The following is a 20570-nucleotide window of genomic DNA, read 5'->3' as shown; positions in this document are numbered from 1 at the left end:
AGCCCGGGTTGTCCCCTACCGGTGGAGGGTTCGCGGTGCCGGCTGGACAAAGGGCGGCGCCCGGGCAGACGAGCTGCCCGGGCGCCGCTGGGTGGTGCGGGATCGTCGGTCAGAAGATCCGGATCTTCATCGAGGTGCCGTCCTGCTCCAGAACCTTGATCTTGACACCGGTCGCGGGGAGCTTGACGCCGTGGTTCGGCAGCTCCTCGTAGAAGTACTTCTTGGTGTCGTCGAACAGAGGCTGCGCAGCCTCACCGCGGATGTACTGCGGCTGGCTGTTGAGGCGCAGGGTGAACGAGTCGGCCTTCTTGAGGCTGAACGGCGCGTCGTAGACCTGGATCCGGGCCCGCCACGGAGCACCGGTCAGGTTGTAGATCGGCTCCGGGTGCGCGTCGATGTACAGGTTGCGACCCTCACCCGGGTGACCACCCGGGTTGGCCTCGGACACCGGCGCGGTGTTGTTGTCGGAGAACCGGGTGTTCCAGTACGAGATGAGCAGGCCCTCCTGGTACGCGTAGTGGTCCACCCAGTCCGGGCGGGTGTTCGCGTAGCCGAAGAAGTACGGGCCGGTCTTCAGGTACTTGTCGTACGAGACGTACGACCGGTTGCCGGCGATGTAGAAGTTGTCGAACAGCCGGGTGTAGGTCGCGCCGACCACCTGGAAGTCCTCCAGGGCCCAGCCGGCGTCGGTCTCGGCGCCGTCGCTGAACACGGTCTGCCCGTCGGCGGTCACGGTGATCGCGTCACCGAAGAAACCACCCTCGGAGACACCGCCGTCGGTGACGTAGTGCAGGCGAAGCTGTGCCACCTTCCCGGCGACCGCGGTCAGCGGGATGTTGATGTCGGCCCAGGCGCCCTTGCTGCTGCCGGAGAGGGCCGGGCGGCCGGCGCCGTCGACGCCGATCGGCTGGCCGTTGACCGTGCCGTTCAGGTCGGTCCAGCTCTGGCCACCATCGGTCGACGCCTCGAAGTAGAGGTAGTCGTAGTTGGCTTCGATGCTGTACTTGCCCTTGAGCGACAGCGCCGCCGAGGACTTGCCGGTGAGGTCGAACGTCCTCGTCATGCTGCTGTCGAGGTCGTCCTCGTTACCGGAGAAATACTGTTTGGAGCCTTCGATAGGTGCGCCGTAATTGAAGGTGTACTCCCGCTGGGGCAGCACCACCACGGCGGCCTGTGCCTTATCCGAGTTGTACTCCTGTGGACCGAGCTCCACCTTCTTGTCCTGGCCCGCCACGATCACCTTGTAGTCGAGCCAGCCGAGCTGGAGCTTGTTCCACGCGCCGAGGTCGCCGCCCCGGTCGCCGATGCCGGCGTCGTTCTTGGCGCCGAGCCGGCTCTGGGCCATCAGGGTCCAGTGCTCGTTGTTGTTGTCCGCGGGTCCGTAGTCGTCCGGCAGGCCCAGGTCGTGGCCGTACTCGTGGTAGAAGACGCTGCGGCCGCCGTTTTCCGGCTGGATCGTGTAGTCGCGGATCCAGACGCCGGTGTTGCCGATCTGGGTGCCGCCGATCGGGAAGTTCGGCGGGCCGACCGGCGAGCTGTTGAACGCCGACCAGCGGTGGCTCCAGATCGCGTCCTCACCCTGCTGCGGGTCACCGTCGGCCTGGTCGCCGCCGGAGTGGACGATCTGGAAGTGGTCGATGTAGCCGTCCGACTCGTTGAAGTCGCCGTCACCGTCGTAGTCGAACCGGTCCCACTGGTCGAAGGACTTCATCTCCGCGGCGATCTGCGCGTCCGTCCGGCCCTTGGCCTTCTGGTCGACGACCCACTGGTTGGCGGCGTCGCGGATCAGGGCCCAGGTGTTCGAGCAGACGTTGTCGCCGCAGACGGCGGGGTCGTTGGCCGGGTTGTCCGGGTCGTCGTCCGCGATCGGGTCGTCGGAGCGACCGTAGCGGGCCTCGTTGTACCGGACCTTCACCCAGTCGGTCACCTCACCCTCGACGGTGTAGCGACCCGAGGACTGCGCCTCGTAGTACTGCTTGAGCGACTCGTCGCCCGGGTTGGTGCCGAAGTAGATCTGGCGGAAGTGCTCCGGGCTGAAGTCCGGCTGCCAGATGGTGGAGTTGTCCACGGCCCGGTTGGGCTCGGGGATCTTGTTGTGCAGCGGCCCCTCGAAGGTCGCCGGCCCGGGGATCTCCGGGGCGATGTCCTTGTCCGGGTAGGACGGGTGCCGCTCGTCGCCGAACTCGGCGAGGATCACGAAAATCTTGTCGGTCCGCTCACGCTCAAGCTCGACGTACTGATCCTGGGTGGCCTGAGCGCCGGCGGCGGAGCGGGCGTTGCCGTTGGTGGCCGCCTTGCCGACCTCGCCGACCTTGACGACAGTGCTGCCGTTGCGCTCGATCGGCTTGCTACGACCGCTCAGCACGTCGCTGAGACCCTGCTGACGCAGCGCGCGGCGCTTGTCCTCGAGCTTGTCGGGGAGTTCGTCCTTCAGCGCCTGCGGCTCCGCAGCGGCCGGTGCTGCCGGCAGTTTGGGCTGCGGCGCCGCCGAGGCGGACGGGCCGTAGAACAGGCCTGTCGCCGTCAGTGAGAGCCCGAGCAGACCCACTGCGACTTTGCGCACGTGGTACCTCCGGTGTGAGGGAACCGGCCCCACGGGGGTACGGGCCGGTGGGAGATCGATCCCACGAGTGGGACCAAGGGTGAACATAGTTACTGCTGGGACACCTGGGAAGATGAACGCGTCGATTTGTTGCAAGATTTTGTTGGTAATGCGTTCCGCCGTCACACCCCCAGCGCTTCACCAGCCACAGTGACCTGCGGCGGGCCGACGGTGCCGGTGCGCAGCGACAGATTTCGATCAATGTGATCAATGTACGACAGTGGGGCCGGAGGCGTCTCCGCCACCGGCCCCACCACACCGCTGTTATCGGTTACCGCTCAGCAGATCGTCACTTCTTCGCCGGGGTGACGAAGATCGTCGCGGACGAGTTGTCCTTCGCGGCCTTCTTGATGGTGAGCGACACGCCGTAGTTCACGCCCGCGTCACCGGGGTTGCCGGTGCCCAGCACGATCGCGCCGCCGCCCAGGGTGACGCCGTAGAACTCCGGCGCCGGGCTGCCGTCCGGGTGGGTGACCCGGGTGGTGTACGGCGCGTTGTTCCGCGACGGAACGACCACCGACGCGTCGTTGTCCCGGGCGTACGCGGCCCCGTCGCGCATCTCGATGCCCGGGTACCAGGTCTTGGCGTCGGTGAAGGACTTCACGGGCGCCTGCGCCTTGAACTTGGTGCAGTACTCGCTGTACGGCTCGTCCGCCGCCTCCAGGCACTCCGTGAAGGGGTACGTCTTCTGGAGCGTGAAGGCCGCGTTGGCCGACTGCGGGCGGCTGGGCAGGTTGTCCGTCACCGACGGGTCCTTCTCGGCCGCCACCCCGGTGCGGCGGTACGGGTCGAAGTGCGAGTCGACGATGAGCAACCCACCCTTCGCGCCGTAGCTGGGCAGCGCGGTCATCTGCCCGGTGACGTGGTTGACGTCGCCGAGCGCGCTGTCCCGGTACCACACGAGCATGCCCGGCGCGTTGTACGAGATCCGGTCGACCTTCCACGCCTCGTGCGAGTAGATCGTGTCGTACGCGTACTTCAGGCCCTTGTCGAAGCCGTCGAAGTTGCGCCACTCGGCGAGGTAGAACTGCGCGTGGACCTCGGTGCCGCTGGAGACCTTCCAGCCGCCGCCGGTGGTGTCGACGAAGGTGCCGACGGTGGCCGTCCAGCCGTTGGCGCCGCCCTCGACGTCGTCACTCCAGGTGGTGGCGCCGCCGCCGGTGACCGAGAAGTCGTCGACGAACCAGTTGCGCTCCTGGAACGCCTCGTCGGTGGCCTGACGCAGCCGCAGCTGCACGGTCGTCCCGGCGTACGCCGACAGGTCGACGTAGTCGTGCCGCCAGCCGTCGGTGCTGCCGGTCAGGCCGTACTTCTTGCCGCCGAAGTCGTTCATCCGGCCGTTCGGGTCCGCGTAGCCGTCCGGCGTGGTGACCACCGTGCCGGCCTCGTCGTACACCTTCTGCTCGGTCCAGGTCGTACCGCCGTCGGTGGAGAGCTCGACGAAGCCGTAGTCCCAGTCCTCCTCGATGATGTAGTTGTTCCACATCCAGAACTTCGAGTCGGCTGCCGCCGGCACGTCGACCGAGCGGCTCAGCTTGACGTCGGCCCACTCCTGGTCGTTGTTGCTGTGCCACATCTTGGTGCCGCTGTGCGGGGTTGCCAGCGTCGTCACCTTGTCCGGCAGGTCGACCTTGATGCCGTCCTCGGAGTCGATCGGCGTACGCGAGGTCTGCCCGAGCTTCACCTCACGCGGGTTCGACCCGGGGCGGATGGTCAGCGGGTCGGCCCAACCGAGCACCCACTTGTCCCAGATGCCCATGTGCGTGGGCAGCGCCTGGAAGATCTCACCCGAGTGCGAGCCCGAGGCCATCAGGTCCCAGAAGTCCACGTCGGAGTCGGCGTTGCCGGACGTGTCGTAGAGGTCCGGCAGGCCCAGGTCGTGGCCGAACTCGTGGGCGAAGACGCCGACGCCGGCGTCCTCCGGCTGCACGATGTAGTTCGACGCCTTCAGGTTGGTGCCCGGGATGGTGTAGCCACCGGCAACCGTGGAGGAGTGCGCCCACACGGCGTACACGCCCTGGTCGCCGCCACCGCGGGACTTGCCCTGCCCGGCGTGCACCAGCACGAGGTGGTCGATCACGCCGTCCGGCTCGTAGACGTTGCCGTCACCGTCACGGTCGGCCTGGTCCTCGATGTCGTAGTCGGCCCACGGGAAGTTCGGGTCCTTCGCGACGAGCGCGTCGATCGCGTCGGTCGCCAGGCGGCCCGCGCCGGCCGGGTTGTCCGGGTGGCCGTTCATCGACTGCTCACGGCCGGGGACCCAGGCGCCGGTCTCGTCCTGGAAGCAGCGGTTGGCCGCGTACCAGCCCTCCGAGTGCGGCACGGTGATCCACGGGCTGGCCTGCCCGTCCACCGTGTACGCGTTCTTGGACATCTCCAGGTACATGTTGTGCATGGTGCGACCGGACAGGTCGATGCCCTTCTTGCCGTCCGGGCCCCGCAGGTCCGTGCGGACCCGCTCGGTGATGCCCTTCTTGCTGTAGAGCATCTTGTTGTAGTGCGACGGCGAGAAGTCCGGCACCCACATCGAGTTGTTGTCCTCGTGCGGGAGCCTCGACGGGTCCGGGATCTTGTTGTGCTTCGGCCCGTTCTGCACGGTGCCGGGCACGCAGGTGCGGTCCTCGAACACCGTCTTCGGGACCATCACGTCGGTGAAGTCGTCGTTGGCCTTGTCGTTGAACTCGACAAGCAGCGTCAACAGCTTCGCCGTCTGCGTGGTCGGCGCCTTCTTGAACTTGCGGGGGTTCTGGCCGGTCTTCAGCGACTTGGCCTCGTCCTTGGCCAACTGCCGCGCGGTCACCGGGTTGCCCCGAGCGTGCTTCTGGTCGAACTCACGCGCGGACTGCATGGCAGGGGTGTAGACGCCACCCTTGCCCTTCACCTCGCGGCCGGTGGTGTCCGGCTGCACCTCGGGCTCGGCGTAGTTGATGTAGTGCTCATCCGCGCCGATCACCGCCCGGGGCGTCGGGGACGCCGACTGGGCCGCCGCGCTGCCGGTCACGGTCAGTGACGTGGCTGCGAGGGCGATGGCGGGCAGTGCGACGAGTAGTCGTCGCCGCGACCCGGACTGGGTTTTGTGGTTCATGCCGCTCCGTTTCTCGGGCATGGGGAGGAGGACGTGGGATCGCCCGACCGTCGATGTGACGAGTGTCGAACTCTTCCAACCTGCGTGAACCTAAGTCACAACTGGCCGAAAGGACAGAGGTGACCCACCGTCTGTGGCCGTTTAGCCGCTATCGGGTCAGCCGACCGACCGATGTGACAGCGGCGCGCCGGTGTGAGTCGTACCCGTAAGACACGACGGAGGGTGGCGGTCCGCACGGACCGCCACCCTCCGGTGTGTACGACTGCCGTCAGTCCTCGTCGGACTTCGCCCCGCTCATCCCCGAGGAGATCAGCTCCATGACCGACGAGTCCTGCAACGTGGTCACGTCACCGAGCGACCGGTTCTCCGCGACATCGCGCAGCAACCGGCGCATGATCTTGCCGGAGCGGGTCTTCGGCAGCTCCGCCACCAGCATGATCTGCCGCGGCTTGGCGATCGGCCCCAGCGTCTTCGACACGTGGTTGCGCAGCTCGGCGATGAGTTGCTCACCGGCGTCGCCGGCGATGTCGGTGCTGCCGCGCGGAATGGCGAACGCGACGATGGCCTGCCCGGTGGTCGGGTCGGTCGCGCCCACCACCGCCGCCTCGGCCACCGCCGGGTGCGACACCAGTGCCGACTCCACCTCGGTGGTCGAGATGTTGTGCCCGGACACCAGCATCACGTCGTCGACCCGGCCGAGCAGCCAGATGTGCCCGTCGTCGTCCTTCTTGGCCCCGTCACCGGCGAAGTACATGCCGTCGAACCGGCTCCAGTAGGTCTCGATGAACCGGTTGTCGTCACCCCAGATGGTCCGCAGCATCGACGGCCACGGCTCGCGCAGCACCAGGTAACCGCCGCCACCGTTCGGCACCGACTGGCCCTGGTCGTCGACCACGTCGGCCACGATGCCCGGCAGCGGGGCCATCGCCGATCCCGGCTTGGTCGCGGTCACCCCTGGCAACGGGGAGATCATGATGGCGCCCGTCTCGGTCTGCCACCAGGTGTCGACGATGGGCAGCGCTCCGCCGCCGATGAACTCCCTGTACCACATCCAGGCCTCGGGGTTGATCGGCTCGCCGACGCTGCCGAGCAGCCGCAGCGACGACAGGTCGTGCCCGGCCGGGATGTCCTCGCCCCACTTCATCATCGTGCGGATCAGCGTCGGAGCGGTGTAGAGGATGCTGACCTTGTACTTCTCGACGATGTCCCAGAACCGGCCCTTGTGCGGGGTGTCCGGGGTGCCCTCGTACATCACCTGCGTGGCGCCGTTCGAGAGCGGGCCGTACACGATGTAGGAGTGGCCGGTGACCCAGCCGATGTCGGCGGTGCACCAGTAGACGTCCGTCTCCGGCTTGAGGTCGAAGACCGCGTGCGTCGTGTACGACGCCTGGGTCAGGTAGCCGCCGGTGGTGTGCAGGATGCCCTTCGGGCGGGCCGTGGTGCCGCTGGTGTAGAGGATGAACAGCGGGTGCTCGGCGTCGAACGGCTGCGCGGTGTGCTCCGCCGACGCGGTCTCCACCGTCTCGTGCCACCAGTGGTCCCGCTCCGACCACGCCACGTCCTCGCCGGTGCGGCGGACCACCAGCACGGCCTCCACCGACGGGCAGCTCGCCACCGCCTCGTCCACGGTCGGCTTCAGCGCCGACGGCTTCCCCCGCCGGTAGCCGCCATCCGCGGTGATCACCACCTTGGCGCTGGCGTCCTGGATCCGGTTGCTCAGCGAGTCGGCGGAGAAGCCGCCGAAGACCACACTGTGTGCCGCGCCGATCCGGGCGCAGGCCAGCATCGCGACCGCCGCCTCCGGGATCATCGGCAGGTAGATCGCCACCCGGTCGCCGGCCGTCACACCCAGCTCGGTGAGTGTGTTCGCCGCCCGGCAGGTCAGCTCGTGCAGGTCGGCGTACGTGAGGGTCCGGGTGTCACCCGGCTCGCCCTCCCAGTGGATGGCGACCTTGTCGCCCCGACCCGCCTCGACGTGCCGGTCCAGGCAGTTGTACGCCACGTTGAGCTGCCCACCGACGAACCACTTCGCGAACGGTGGGTTCGACCAGTCGAGCACCTCGTCCCACTTCTTCGACCAGGCCAGCCGGTCGGCCTGCTTCGCCCAGAAGGCGAGGCGGTCGGTGTCGGCCTCCGCGTACGCGTCGATGGTGACGTTGGCGTGCGCGGCGAGTTCGGCCGGCGGGGGGAACTGGCGCGTCTCGTTCAGCAGATTTGCCAATGCCTCGCTCATGCCGTGACTCCTTCGTCCTCGGGTGACCTGCGTCTCGCTGGGCACGAGGGTAGTCCCGGGTCCTGCGCCAGGCGACCGCTGCCCGCCCCGTCGCGCCGAGCGGCTCCCGCCGCGCGCCCGACGGCCCGGGTCGCCGCCGGTGGCACCTTGATCGACACGGGTTCCTTGAAATCGCGGTGTCCAGGCCAGGCGGACACCCCGACTTCACGGAACCCGTGTTGATCTTGCCCGCGACCTGTGTCGGCCCGAACGGGGGCGCCTGGGCGGGTGGTGCGGGTCGCGTCGTGGCCGGGTGCGACCCGTCGGGCCGGGCCGGGTCGCTAGCGTGGCGGGGTGACCACCGACCCGCTCGCGCCCCTGCTCGCGCTCGCCGACATCGCCGCCGCCGTCGAGCGTGCCCGCGAGCGGTTCGACCAGGCGCTCGGGCATCGTGCGCTGCGTCGGCACGGCGGGCAGGTCGCCGCCGAGGTGAGCCTGCGCTCGGCGGTGGCCAGCGCCGCCCTGGAGGGGGCCGGGCACGAACGCGAGGCGGTCCGCGCCGGCACCGTCACCGACCCCGTGCTCCAGGGGGCGCTGCGGGTCGCCGGGGCGCTGCCCGGCCTGAGTGAGCTCTGGCCGAAGGCCCCGCGGCAGGCCCTCGCGAAACTGCACGTGCTCGCCGCCCGGGACCTGGTGCCGGAGGCCGAGCTGGGCCGGCCGGTGGCCGATCCCGTGGTCGCCGCCCGGCTGGACGGGCTGGCCGGGCTGGTCGCCGGCGGCAGCACCGTCTCACCGCTGGTGCTCGCCGCCGTGGTCCACGGCGAGTTGCTGAACCTGCGCCCGTTCGCCGGGCCGTCCGGCGTGGTGGCCCGGGGCGCCGCCCGGCTGGTGCTGCTCGCCAGCGGCCTCGACCCGCGCGGGCTGCTCGCCGTCGACGTCGGTCACCGCGAGCGGGAGCCCGAGTACGTCGGCTCGGCCGGCGCCTTCGCCACCGGCACCCCGGACGGGCTGCGCTCGTGGCTGCGCCACTACCTGGCGGCGGTCGAGGTCGGCGCCGACCAGCTCACCGTCATCGGCGACGAGATCCTCGCCGCCGCCTGAGTGACGGTCACTCCCGCCGTACCGCGCGGTTGACCTTGGCTTGCAGCGCTCGGCGGGCGATCGGCCCGAGATCGTCGACGATCTCCAGCAGCAGCGCGAGCTGGTCGAGCGCGGCCAACGCCTGGTCGGCGCCCGCCCGGTCCACCCCCTCGTAGAGCTCCAGCCCGATGAAGGCGGCCGACACCGCGCGGGCCAGGCCGGGCACGTCGGCCACCTCGACGAACGGCGACCCGGCGAGCAGCCTGCGCAGGACCGCCTCGATCTCGTCCACCCAGAGCTGGAGCGCCGCGGCCGTCGGCGCGGCCATCCGCTGGTCCGCCTGTGCCCCGGCCAGCATCTGGGCCAGGAAGGTGACGTTGCCGAGCTGGCGTTCCTCGTCGTGCAGCGCCCGCCCGACGGCGAGCAGCTCGCGCAGCGACCCGGCCGAGGCCAACCGTGCCGACCAGTGCTGGACCCGCGCTGCCGTGCTGGTCCGGCAGGCCGCCGCGAGCAGGACGTCGACAGTGCCGAAGTGGTAGAAGACGAGCGCCTGGTTCACCCCGGCGGCGGCGGCGATGGTACGGGCGGAGACGCCGGCGATGCCGTGCTCGCGGATGGCGGCGATGGTGCCGTCGAGGAGGCGCTGTTTGGTGTCGGACATGGCTCTCCTCGGGGGCGGGCCGGGTGCGGCGGTGCGATCATCGCATCGCTGACCAGGTGGGCGAGCCAGGTCGCGCGGCCGGACCGGTCAGGCGGTCGCGGCGGCGCGGGTCCGGCGATGCCGGCCGTACCAGGCGATACCGATGGCCACGCCCACCCCGACACCCAGGGCCGCCGCGGCCACCGGCACGGCAGGGCGTTCCCGCAGGCGGCGACCCAGCGGGATCGGGTGCCGGAACTCCAGCACCGGCCACGCGTTCTCCGCGGCCAGCTTGCGCAACTGCCGGTCCGGGTTGACCACACTCGGGTGACCGACACACTCCAACAGCGGACGATCGCTGTACGAGTCGGAGTAGGCGTACGAGTCGGCCAGGTCGTAATCCCGTGCGGCGGCCAACTCGCCGACCGCCTCGACCTTGCTCGGACCGGCCGCGTAGAACTCGACCTCGCCGCTGTACCGGCCATCCCGAACCGTCATCCGGGTGGCGATCACGTCGGTCACCCCGAGCAGCTCGCCGATCGGCCGGACCATCTCCTCGCCCGACGCCGACACCAGCACCACGTCCCGCCCGGCGGCCTGGTGTTCCGCGATCAGGACAGCGGCCTCGGCGTACACGTAGGGGTTGATCAGCTCATGCAGCGTCTCCGCGACGATCTGGCGGACCTGCTCCACCTGCCAGCCCTTGCAGAGCGCAGCCAGGTAGTCCCGTGTTCGGGCCATGGTCTGCTCGTCGGTGCCGCCCAGCCGGAACATCAGCTGCGCGTACGCCGACTTGACCACGTCACGCCGGGTGATCAGCCCGTCCCGGTAGAACGGCCGACCAAACGCCAGGGCGCTCGACTTGGCGATGACGGTCTTGTCCAGATCGAAGAAAGCGGCACTTCGGCCCACGGCGCGAAAGTCTAGCCGGATGGTCTATCGTCGGCGGGTGCCCGGGGTCAGGCCACCCCTCAGACCTGCGGGCTGACACCAAAAGTCCCGCTCTGCGTGATCACGATCACACTCCGCAAGGAGATTTTCGCAGTGAGTGGGGTCGGCACCACTCGACGTGACGGGTCCGCTCAGGCAGACTTATCCGTACGACGAGCTTTCACATCCCCGAACAGGCAAAGACCCTCAGCGGTTGCACCCCCCGTGGCCGCTGAGTGGTTCGGCTCGACCCCCCCGGAGCCGAACCTTCGACGACCCCCGTCTCCCCCCGACGGGGGTCGTCCCTTTGTGGGGAGCGCTCCCGGCCAGGCGACGGCTGGTACGGCAGCCGCCGTTCGGGATCATGGCTGAAGTTCGAGGTTGAGGCGTCGGGTGTGCTGAGCTCTGCGGGCGCGGAGTTGGTGCTGGCGTCGCCATCCTGACCAGTGCGGGCCTCGGGTGACGTGCCGCCGTAGGTGAGCAGATCGACGCTGATCAGGGCCGGGTGGCTGGGGCCTCGCTGTCGGCGAGCTGACCGCGGGCAGGGGGAATCGCTCGGCGGCCACGTTCCGGAATCGGCCGGGGCGGTGGTGGCGCCGTCGAGGCGCGGACGACGAGTTCGACCGGTTGTTCGGCCGCCGGTGGAAGCTCGACGTCCGGCTTCTCGATGACCTGTATCAGCAGCGCGAGGCCCTGCCGCGCGACCTTGTCGAACGGCTGCCGCACGGTGGTGAGCGGGGGAGTGACGTAGGCGGCGACCGGGATGTCGTCGAACCCGACGACGCTGATGTCCTCGGGCACCCGGCGCCCGGCCTCGAGCTGCGCGCGGATGAGACCGATCGCCATGTCGTCGTTCGCGGCGAACACTGCGGTCACGGTGCCGTCGCCGGCCAGTTCCCGGCCCGCCGCGTAACCGGACGCGGCCGACCAGTCGCCCTCGACGACCGGCGGCTCGTCCGCGCCGTGGGCTCGCAGCGCCTCGCGCCAGCCGGCGATACGGTCCCGTGCCGAATACCACCGCTGCGGGCCGGCCAGGTGATGGACAGTCCCGTGTCCCAACTCCAGCAGGTGCTCGGTCGCGGCCCGCGCGAGCCGGCCCGCGCCGACCCTGGCGGTCACCACCTGCGGCGCGGTGAAGGTGGGCGGCGCGCCGAGGACAAGGACCGGCACGTCCACGCTGATGAGGCCGACGCCCTCGTCGATCGGCTCGGAGATGACGACGCCGTCCACGCCCTGGTCCAGCAGCGACGCCAGAGCGCTCGCGATGCCGCCCGGGTCGCCCTCGATCGTGGTGGCCACCCGCAGCGTGTAGCCCATCTTCCGGACCGCCTGCTCGATGCCCATGAGCCACGACGCCGGCCCGTACAAGGCGCTGCCGAGCGTCACCACGCCGATCGACCGGGTCCGCCCGGAGGCCAGCGCCCGGGCCGCCTGGTTGCGCCGGTAGCCGAGCTCCTCGGCGGCGTCCAGGACCCGCCGGCGCACGTCGGCCGAGACGTACGGCTCGTCGTTGAGGACCCTGGACACCGTCTTCTGGGAGACGCCGGCCAGCCGCGCGACGTCCACGCTGCGCGGCGTCGGAGGGCTTCCACCCGGCCTCGCCAGTCGCGTCATGGCACCTCCCATCGCCGGCCATAGTCCGGTATGATTGCGCAGTCATGTCTGCGCAATCAGACACTCGCCATCAAGGTCCCGTAACCCGCCCGTGACGTTGGCGAAGCACGTTCCCTCACCGGCACCCTAACCCCAGTTCGAACTCAACAGGTCAGGCCGGACGCCCGCCGACTTCGCTGAGGACCCCGGTGCCGTCCACGCCTCCGACGTGCCGCGCGGCCGGGTGCCGCAGAGGCGAATCGATTCGCTACCCGATCGACGTCACGTCGATGAGCCGGCGACACGGAATGCCTGAGCGGGATGCCCCAGCGCTCCGGAAGGGTCGTACTAATCGTCGGTCACTCGAAGCCGGCGAGGCGTCAGGAGCAGGAATTAACCGTCTCGAAACCTTGACTTCACGCGCGATACGCCCATTAATACATAGCTATGTATCGGGCCGTAATCACCCTTCCTGGGTGATCGGCGACGCCGGCAGATTTGTCGAACCGGTTCGAGCATTGGCCTTGAGGCTGTGCCCCGAACCGGTTGTTGCGGAGCTGGCGGATGAGTCACAGGAGGTTGGCATGCATCGTTCGAACGCCCGCCGGCGCGGCTGGTTGCCGGCAGCGGCTGGAGGGCTGGCCGTAGCCGTGGTCGCCGCGAGCGTGGCCCTGGCGACCCCCGGGTTGGCCCTGGCGGCGCCGGTCGCGACGCAGAGTGTCGCGGCCGCCGGTGTCGACGGTGTGGCGGCCGGGAACGCCGCGATCTCCTCGGTCGACCTGGCCGGGACGTGGGCCTTCACGCCTGCGGGCCGGGCGGCGACCACGATCGCGGTACCCGGTGGCGGCTGGTACAAGCAGGGCTTCACCACCGTGAACGAGGCGGTGTACTCACGCAGCATCACCGTGCCGGACTCGGGGCAGCCGCAGTCGACCTGGATCGAGTTCGGCGCCGTCAACCACCAGGCGACACTGTCGGTCGACGGCCGCGTGGTCGCCACCCAGACGACGGCGTTCACCCCGTCGAACTTCGACATCAGCGCATACGCGGCGCCCGGCACCACCCACACGATCACGGTGAACGTGAAGGGCCGCGGCGCCTTGAAGGCATCCAACGGCCGGTACCTGGTGCCCGACGCCGCCACGTGGTCCGAGGCGGTACCGCAGGGGATCTTCGGGTCCGCGTTCCTGCGGGTGTACCCGGCGGTGTACGTCAGCGACACATTCGTGCGTACGTCGGTGGCGAACAAGACGCTGACCTACGACGTGACGGTGCGGAACACGTCGGGCAGTTCCCGGTCGGTGACGTTGACCGGGTCGCTGGCGTCCAGCAACGGAACGGCTTTCAGCTACCCGGCACTGCCCAGCCGTACGGTCACCGTGGCGGCCCGCTCGACCGCGACCGTGACCGTCGGGCCGGTCGCGTGGAACCTCGACAGCACCTCGTACTGGTGGCCCAACGTGCCGTACCGGTCGGGGTACCGGGCGCAGCTGCACGGACTGACGGTGCATGCCGTCACCGACGACGGCCGGACGAGCGACGCCGAGTACCGGTTCGGGTTCCGCGAGGCCACCCAGAACGGTGACTACTACTACCTCAACGGCGTGCGCGTGAACTTCCGCGGCGACAACCTCCAGGGTGCCGACTACGACCGGATCAACAACGGCGGCAAGGGCGACGCGTACCACACCCTGCCCGGCTTCCTGCCCCCGTCGTCCGGCAACGGCGGCTGGCCGCAGGCGGTGGACAACTACCAGCGGCTGAACTACAACGTGGTGCGCATCCACCAGGAGCCCGGGAGCCCGTACATGTTGGATGTCGCCGACGAGATGGGCCTGATGATCATCGACGAGGTCGCGATTCGGGGCTCCCAGTCCTCGCAGGAGTGGCAGAACTCCGTCGGGCGCGAAAACATGATCAACCATGCCCGTGCGCTGGTCCTGCGCGACCGCAACCACCCCGCGATCATCCGCTGGAGTCAGAACAACGAGCCGAACCAGAGCGGCCAGGATTCCGAACAGTTCGAAAAGGACCTGTACGCGGCGATGAACGGCGCCGACGGCACCCGGCCGATCATTGTCGAGGTGGGCGTCGGCAACAATGTCAGCCTGTATCCCGGGATGACGTACGCCAACTTCGCGGTGATCCCGCACTACGTCGACGGCTTCGGCAGGTACGGGGAGGGCGTGGTCACCGTGAACGGGCGGCCCGACGGCGAGGGCGAGTTCATCTGGCCGGCATGCAACAACAAGCAGGGCTTCGAGTGGTTCGCCACCGCGACTGCCGCCAAGCGCGGCAAGGGCGCCACCGACCTGCGTCCGTACACGCTGCTGTCCGCCTGGGCCAGCGTCGTGCCCGGCGTGCGGTCCACCGACTTCACCCCGGAAGAGGGCGGTCACCCGATCTACGGAGTGGACAACCTGCCCGATCCGTGGAGCAACCCGCAGATCCAGCGCGTGCAGGCGGCGTTCAACCCGGTGGCCGCGATCGACCTCCCCTACTGGTCCGCCTCCGGCAATTCGGACTCGAACGGCAACTTCCCGCTGGCACAGGCGGTGCCCACCTACGCCCGCAACGCCACGGTGACCCGCAACATCACCGTGTTCAACGACGACCTCACCAACACCTCGGTGGGCTTCACCTGGACCGCCCGGCTCGACAGCCCGACCGGCGCGGTCGTCGCGTCCGGCAGCAGCAACCTGACCATCCCACTTGGCACGCGGGTCACCCAACCGGTGTCCTTCACCGCCCCCGCCACCGGCAGCCGCGTGTACCTGCAGCTGTCGACCGCCAAGTCCGGCAGCACCGTCTTCACCGACGCGGTCGAGTACCTCAACCTCGGTGGAAGCGGTGGAACCGGGCCGGCAGCAGGCACGTACCGCATCGTCAACCGCAACAGCGGTAAGCCCCTCGCCATCGCCGGTAACTCCACCGCGGACGGTGCCAAGGCGGTCCAGCAGAGCGGCTCCCCCACGTGGACGATCAGCACCGCGCAGGACTCGTACACCCTGCGCTACACCGCCTCGGGAAAGATGCTCGACGTCAACGCCGGCAGCACCACCCAGGGCTTGCAACTACAGCAGTGGTCGGCCAATGGCGGCGCCAACCAGTCGTGGTATCTGCGGCCCACCGGCGACGGGTACTACACCATCGTCAGCCGCAGCAGCGGACTCGTGGCTGACGTCTCCGCCGCCTCGACCAGCGACGGGGCGCAGGTCGTGCAGTGGACCGCCAACGGCGGGACCAACCAGCAGTGGCAGTTCGTACCCGCCTGACAGTGGCGGAGGTGAGTGCCAGGTTCGGCCGCCGGTAACGGGCTGCCGATTGTCGCGCCGACTCGGGGGCACGGTTTGTGCGCCCGAGTCGGCCGCGATCAATCGGTGACCATCCCGCAGGGCGGCCTACGGGTGCGTGGTGCTGTTCGCGCGGGCCACCGACCGGCTCGCGGTCTCGCCGACGTCGGCCGCACCTCGCAAGGTTCCGGCCGTCGTCGTGACCGCGTCGTACAGGCGTCCCGCAGCGCGTCGGCAGCGTGGCAAGCCCTCGGCCGAGTTGGTCGGATTGGCCCGCGACTCACGGTGCTGGACTGAAGTCGCCCATCTAGGCTGCCCTGGTGACGACCGACGAGATGCCAGCCGTGGCAACCCCACGTGTCGCCGCAGGCGTCCTCTTCTTCGACGACGAAGGTCGCGTGCTCCTCGTACGTCCCAGCTACAAAGAGCACTGGGAGATCCCCGGCGGTTACGTCGAGCCCGGCGAGTCGCCTCGTGCCGCGTGCAGGCGTGAGATTCAAGAAGAGCTTGCTCTCACCCCGGCGCTCGGGCCGATGCTCGTGGTGGACTGGGCGCCCGCCGAACACGAAGGCGACAAGCTGCTCTTCATCTTCGATGGCGGATCACTCGGCGCACAGCAGGAGCGTGAGATCCGCTTCGCGGACGGTGAGCTGACCGAGTGGCGTTACGTGCTCGCAGAGTCCCTGGAGCAGTACGGCCCACCCCGGCTCGCCCGGAGGATCCGCACTGCGATCGCAGCCCGCATCAACGGCATGTCCGCGTACGCGGAACACGGCAGCGCCAGCTAGGCCTTTGGTGCGGGAGCGGGTTGTCCAGGCCGGGTGGAAGCCGTGCCTACTCCTCGCCGAACAGCGTTCGCCGGAATCCGGGGCCGTTCTGCTCACGGGGCGGGTGGAAGCGCCGGTAGGTGATCGGGATGAACAGCAGGATCAGGACGGTGATCGCCGCGCCGACGATCAGGGGCGGCCCCAGCGCGTCCGCGACGAGGACCCAGGTTGACGCCGACGTGTGTTGAGGCGTGTTGGCGCTCGGGCCGTCTGGGTTTCCGGCGAAGGAACCTCGCCCGTCGATGAACGCCACGCCGCAGCAGAGAGCGAACGGGGCGGCCACGAGGCAAGCGGTGACATGCGCCCATGTCCGGCCGCGTACGAGCCCCACCATCGACAGCAGGAGAACGGCCATGGCCAGGCCGGACACGACGGTGGCCACCTGGTTGAACACCAGGAGGCCGAGGTCCGCCAGCCCGTTGCGGTTGCCGGCCTCCTCGGGCGGCACGGGATAGACCACGTCGTGGTTCGTCAGGTCGTAGACCATCGTTGCGCCGTTGAGCGCCAGGCCGAGCACCAGGAGGCCGACCGCGACCGTGGGTGCGACCACCGGCCAACGTGGTGCCGACGTCACGGCAACCCCGGTCTGTCGCGGATCCGCACGAAGATCACCTGCGGAACATACACAGACCCACGGAATCGATGGGGACGACCGACCCGGTCCTGAACAACGATGACCGCTGTCACGTACGTTCCCGATCGTCTGGCTGCCGCTCGTTGTCGCCGGCGCCGCAGGTGGCACATCGTTCACGGCAGCGAAGGTGGTAGGCGTAGGCCGCGACACCGAGCGCGGCGGCCCACACCGGCCACAGCACGTGGGTGCCGACCAGCCACGGCTGCGCCCCGAGTTCGCCGAAGAAGATGTCGGTGTTGCTGACCAGACCCAGCCCGGCCGACATGACCAGCGCGGCAACCACCATGGCCGGGACCACCGCCAGGCGCACCGGCACCCGCCTCCCGCCGAGCCGCACGACCCACCGGGGGAACACCTCGCCCCAACGCTGCACGAGTCCCAGCGTCAGCCCCGCCCCGACCACGGCGAAGGTGGCCAGGGCACCGCCTCGCCAGCGTCCGTCGGTCTCCAGCAGGTGCCGCATCGCCGCGTCACTGATACCGAGGGGAACACCGGCCATCCAGGCGTACCGGGTGATCGCGAACAGCAACGGCACGGCGACCGCGACGCCGGTCGCCCATCGACCCACGGTGGCCGCGTGGAAAGGCGATCCGGTACGGATGTGCGCCCGGCCGCACGAGACGCAGGCGTCCCGACTGGCGCGCTGCCAGCGCACCAGGCGGACGGCCACCAACAGTCCTACGGACACACTGACGCCCTGCCAGGCGATCACCGCGGTCACGATCGAGCGGTAGTCCACGTCCGGCCAACCGAACGGCGCCCCCAGTACGAGCATCGGCAGGTAGGCGACCAGGGCCAGGAGCCGGATGTCGGGCACCACGAACAGCATGACGACCACCGCCGCGTACCCCGCTACGAGCACGGCGGCACGAGCGGCACCACCTGGACGCGCGGTACGTCGCGCCGCCGTCCCGAGCATGATCAGCATTGCGCCCAGCAGGACGCCTGCCAGTAGTGCCGCACCGGCTCCCGGCGGAACGGCCCGGATCAGCGACATGTCATCGACCGGATCGTTCGGTCCGAACGGGTAGCCCTTCCCGGTTGCCGCGCAGATGAGCGCCAGCACGGCGAGTCCACCGGTGACGATCACGGCGGCGTAGCCGTACCGGTCCCGGGTCCGGACCCGGTCGGGCCGGTTCGCCGCCGTCACAGCGTGCCCTCGGCGAACGCAGGGTGCTCGTGACCGGGGCGACGTTCCAGCAGATGCAGGGCGGCGGTGATCGCCAGGGCGGCCCCGGCGAGCAGCGCGCCCAACTGGGTGAGCCCGTTCAGGGCGGTGACGTTGTCCGATTCCGGCGCGCCGAGGACCACCGCCAGGAGGGTGAGCAGCGCGTACCCGAACATCGCGCCCGTGCCGAGCCAGGTCAGCGCCAACCCCACCCGCGCCGCCGTGCGGCTGCCGCCGGACGGCCGGCGCAGCATGAGCAGAACACCAACGGCGGCGGACACCGCCATCAGCGCGTTCACGACCTCGCCCGAGCGAGCCGTGTACTCCCACCCCTCCTGGTAGGCACCCCGGAATGCGCCCTCCGCGCCGAACGCCATCACCAGGTGCGCGACCGCGATCGCCGCAGCGGCCGCGCCACCCGCGCGGGCGAGCACCACCTGCAGGCCACGGGTCGCGCCGATGCCGGCGGCCGACGGACGGTCGAACAGGTACGACCAGCGTGACCGCGCGTACCCGAGGAAGGCGGCAGACAGCAGCACGCCCTGCAACGCGAACGAGGTGTAGACGACCACATAGGTCCATGGGGCCACGAGGCCTCCGGAAAGACTCACCTCCCGGCCACCTGTCACCGCGCCGGCCGCCGCGCCGTTGACCACCTCGATCACGGCCGGGGTCAGCAGCCCGGTGCCGACCCAGACCGGTGCCAGCACCAGCCACTCGGGCAGCCGCATTCCCCAGCGGTGCGTGAACGCCACCGCGACAAGGATCGCCACGACATCCATCGCCGCGGTGACGATGTTCGGTGCGACGAAGTCCGTGCCACGCGCCGGCGAACCCTCCGGCACGCCGACCATCACCCCGCCGATCCACAAGATCTTCAGCAACAGGTACGGCAGCACCGCGGCGACCACCCCGTAGCCGATCAGCATTCGGGTCACCCGCGCCCGCGGCGAGCGGCCGAGAGCCAGCCCGTCGAGGCCGGGACCACGCGACACTTCATCGACAGTCATGGGCCGATCATCCGTGCCGGTGGGGGCACCACTCCTCCCCAGCAGGGGCCAACGCCGTCCCTCCACCGGGGGAACGTCGGCTGTCGACATCCCGGCCCATGGTGAGTCAGCAGTCGTCGCAGGCTCGGAGCGGTGATCGACGTTCGCCCACGCGCGTCACGTCCCCTCTCGGCAGTCACGTGGCCAAATATGACGAGTACTCGGGAAGGGTGGTCCGGACAGGAGCATCGCGCTGCGGCCTGTCCGTCGAATCATGACGAACATCCACCTTGACGAAAACTGCCATGTACGGCAAAAGCGTACGTAAGGTCTGAATCGGCCAAATACGCCGCACCTCGCCTACGACGTGGCGGCAAGTCACTGCCAAGCAGCTCTGGGTGTGTCCGGAGTGGCTCTCTGGAGGGGTCATGAACAACGACCGGCGGCTGCAGCGCGTCCTGAAGCATGGTCGCGCCGCGTCAGGGCTGAGCTCTGCTCTGCTGGTAGTCGGGATGACGGGCGGACCCGCAGCCGCAGCGCAACCCGAGGAGGCGACATCCTCTGCTCGGAGCATGCACATCGGTACGCCCGGTCCGCTCGGCCAGTACGCCAGCTGGCCGTTGTCCGGGTCGAGCGTTCGCCAGGACGGCGATGGACCTGATTCGTCAGACCAGCACCCGGACACGCCACCGGACTGTGGCCCCCAGGGCTGGCAGGGTCCGTGGGGTGGGAACGACAAGGGCAAGAAGCCCAAGTCGGATTACCCGCACTACCCGCACGGCGCCAAGGGCACTCAAGGCCCCCAGGGTGACGCGGGCGCTCAGGGTGCGCAGGGTGACGCGGGTGCGCAAGGTTTCCAGGGTTCCCGGGGCGCTACCGGCGCCCAAGGCGATGCCGGCGTTCAGGGTTCGCAAGGTGCTCAAGGAGCGCAGGGAAACGCAGGTGCTCAAGGGGCGCAGGGCGACGCAGGTGCTCGGGGCAGCACGGGCGCCCAAGGTTTCCAGGGTGCACAGGGCGACGCGGGTGCTCAAGGGACGCAAGGTGGCGCGGGGGTCCAGGGCGCTCAGGGGGCTCAGGGCGAGGCCGGGGTTCAGGGCGCCCAAGGTGCGCAGGGTGTGACGGGCGCTCAGGGCGTGGCCGGCGTTCAGGGCGCGCAGGGTTTTCAAGGCTCGCAGGGTGACACGGGAGCTCAGGGCGAGGCGGGCGTTCAGGGCGCACAGGGTGCGCAGGGCGTTCAGGGCACGGCGGGCGTTCAGGGCGCGCAGGGTTCGCAGGGTGACACGGGCGGTCAGGGCGAGGCCGGGGTTCAGGGCGCCCAAGGTGCGCAGGGTGTGACGGGCGCTCAGGGCGTGGCCGGCGCTCAGGGCGCGCAGGGCTTTCAAGGCTCGCAGGGTGACACGGGAGCTCAGGGCGAAGCGGGGGTTCAGGGCGCACAGGGTGCGCAGGGCGTTCAGGGCACGGCGGGCGTTCAGGGCGCGCAGGGTTCGCAGGGTGACACGGGCGGTCAGGGCGAGGCC

Annotated in this window: 13 protein-coding genes; 3 read left to right on the top strand and 10 right to left on the bottom strand. The window is 69.5% G+C overall.

The features are described from left to right. Positions 1–109: 109 nt before the first annotated feature. From AB0C25_RS13515 to acs, 3 genes are all read right to left on the bottom strand, one after another. Positions 110–2548, bottom strand: coding sequence for an immune inhibitor A domain-containing protein (locus AB0C25_RS13515; RefSeq protein ID WP_357373358.1), 2439 nt, complete (start codon positions 2546–2548; stop codon positions 110–112). A 343-nt stretch (positions 2549–2891) separates the two neighbouring features. Continuing rightward, entirely contained in the window at positions 2892–5687 is a 2796-nt protein-coding gene (locus AB0C25_RS13510; protein WP_357372871.1) for an immune inhibitor A domain-containing protein, read from the bottom strand. Positions 5688–5955: 268 nt separating this feature from the next. Next, on the bottom strand, positions 5956–7920 hold the full coding sequence (gene acs / locus AB0C25_RS13505) for an acetate--CoA ligase (protein WP_357372868.1): 1965 nt from the start codon (positions 7918–7920) through the stop codon (positions 5956–5958). Positions 7921–8253: 333 nt separating this feature from the next. Between acs and AB0C25_RS13500 the strand changes: the two genes are divergently transcribed. Then, positions 8254–9000, top strand: a complete 747-nt coding sequence (locus tag AB0C25_RS13500) for an oxidoreductase (RefSeq protein WP_357372866.1) — start codon at positions 8254–8256, stop codon at positions 8998–9000. Between the two features lie 7 nt (positions 9001–9007). Here the strand turns inward: AB0C25_RS13500 and AB0C25_RS13495 are convergent, their stop codons facing one another. The 3 genes from AB0C25_RS13495 to AB0C25_RS13485 form a co-directional block, all read right to left on the bottom strand. Beyond that, entirely contained in the window at positions 9008–9640 is a 633-nt protein-coding gene (locus tag AB0C25_RS13495) for a TetR/AcrR family transcriptional regulator (RefSeq protein WP_357372864.1), read from the bottom strand. A gap of 87 nt (positions 9641–9727) precedes the next feature. Further along, the gene (locus AB0C25_RS13490) at positions 9728–10531 is read right to left on the bottom strand and encodes an HAD-IB family hydrolase (protein ID WP_357372862.1); all 804 of its coding nucleotides are present in this window, start codon (positions 10529–10531) and stop codon (positions 9728–9730) included. Positions 10532–11044: 513 nt separating this feature from the next. Beyond that, on the bottom strand, positions 11045–12163 hold the full coding sequence (locus AB0C25_RS13485; protein ID WP_357372860.1) for a LacI family DNA-binding transcriptional regulator: 1119 nt from the start codon (positions 12161–12163) through the stop codon (positions 11045–11047). Positions 12164–12726: 563 nt separating this feature from the next. Here AB0C25_RS13485 and AB0C25_RS13480 point away from each other — a divergent pair. Next, positions 12727–15417, top strand: a complete 2691-nt coding sequence (locus tag AB0C25_RS13480) for an RICIN domain-containing protein (protein WP_357372858.1) — start codon at positions 12727–12729, stop codon at positions 15415–15417. Between the two features lie 338 nt (positions 15418–15755). After that, complete coding sequence (locus AB0C25_RS13475) at positions 15756–16223, top strand: NUDIX hydrolase (RefSeq protein ID WP_357372856.1); 468 nt, start codon at positions 15756–15758, stop codon at positions 16221–16223. Positions 16224–16269: 46 nt separating this feature from the next. Here AB0C25_RS13475 and AB0C25_RS13470 read toward each other — a convergent pair whose 3' ends face one another. The 4 genes from AB0C25_RS13470 to AB0C25_RS13455 all read right to left on the bottom strand — a co-directional run. Then, on the bottom strand, positions 16270–16812 hold the full coding sequence (locus tag AB0C25_RS13470) for a hypothetical protein (RefSeq protein WP_357372854.1): 543 nt from the start codon (positions 16810–16812) through the stop codon (positions 16270–16272). A 133-nt stretch (positions 16813–16945) separates the two neighbouring features. Next, on the bottom strand, positions 16946–18046 hold the full coding sequence (locus AB0C25_RS13465) for a hypothetical protein (RefSeq protein ID WP_357372852.1): 1101 nt from the start codon (positions 18044–18046) through the stop codon (positions 16946–16948). After that, positions 18043–19074: a hypothetical protein gene (locus AB0C25_RS13460; protein WP_357372850.1), complete on the bottom strand. Its 1032-nt coding sequence runs from the start codon at positions 19072–19074 to the stop codon at positions 18043–18045. Before AB0C25_RS13460 ends, AB0C25_RS13465 begins: the two co-directional genes overlap by 4 nt. 644 nt (positions 19075–19718) lie before the next feature. Next, a partial coding sequence (locus AB0C25_RS13455; RefSeq protein ID WP_357372848.1) for a hypothetical protein occupies positions 19719–20570 on the bottom strand: 852 nt, incomplete at its 5' end.

The sequence above is a fragment of the Micromonospora sp. NPDC048839 genome, from assembly GCF_040649915.1.
In the GTDB taxonomy this organism is placed as follows: domain Bacteria; phylum Actinomycetota; class Actinomycetes; order Mycobacteriales; family Micromonosporaceae; genus Micromonospora.
The sequence above is the reverse complement of the archived record's forward strand: the minus strand, read 5'-3'. Positions and strand labels throughout refer to the sequence as shown.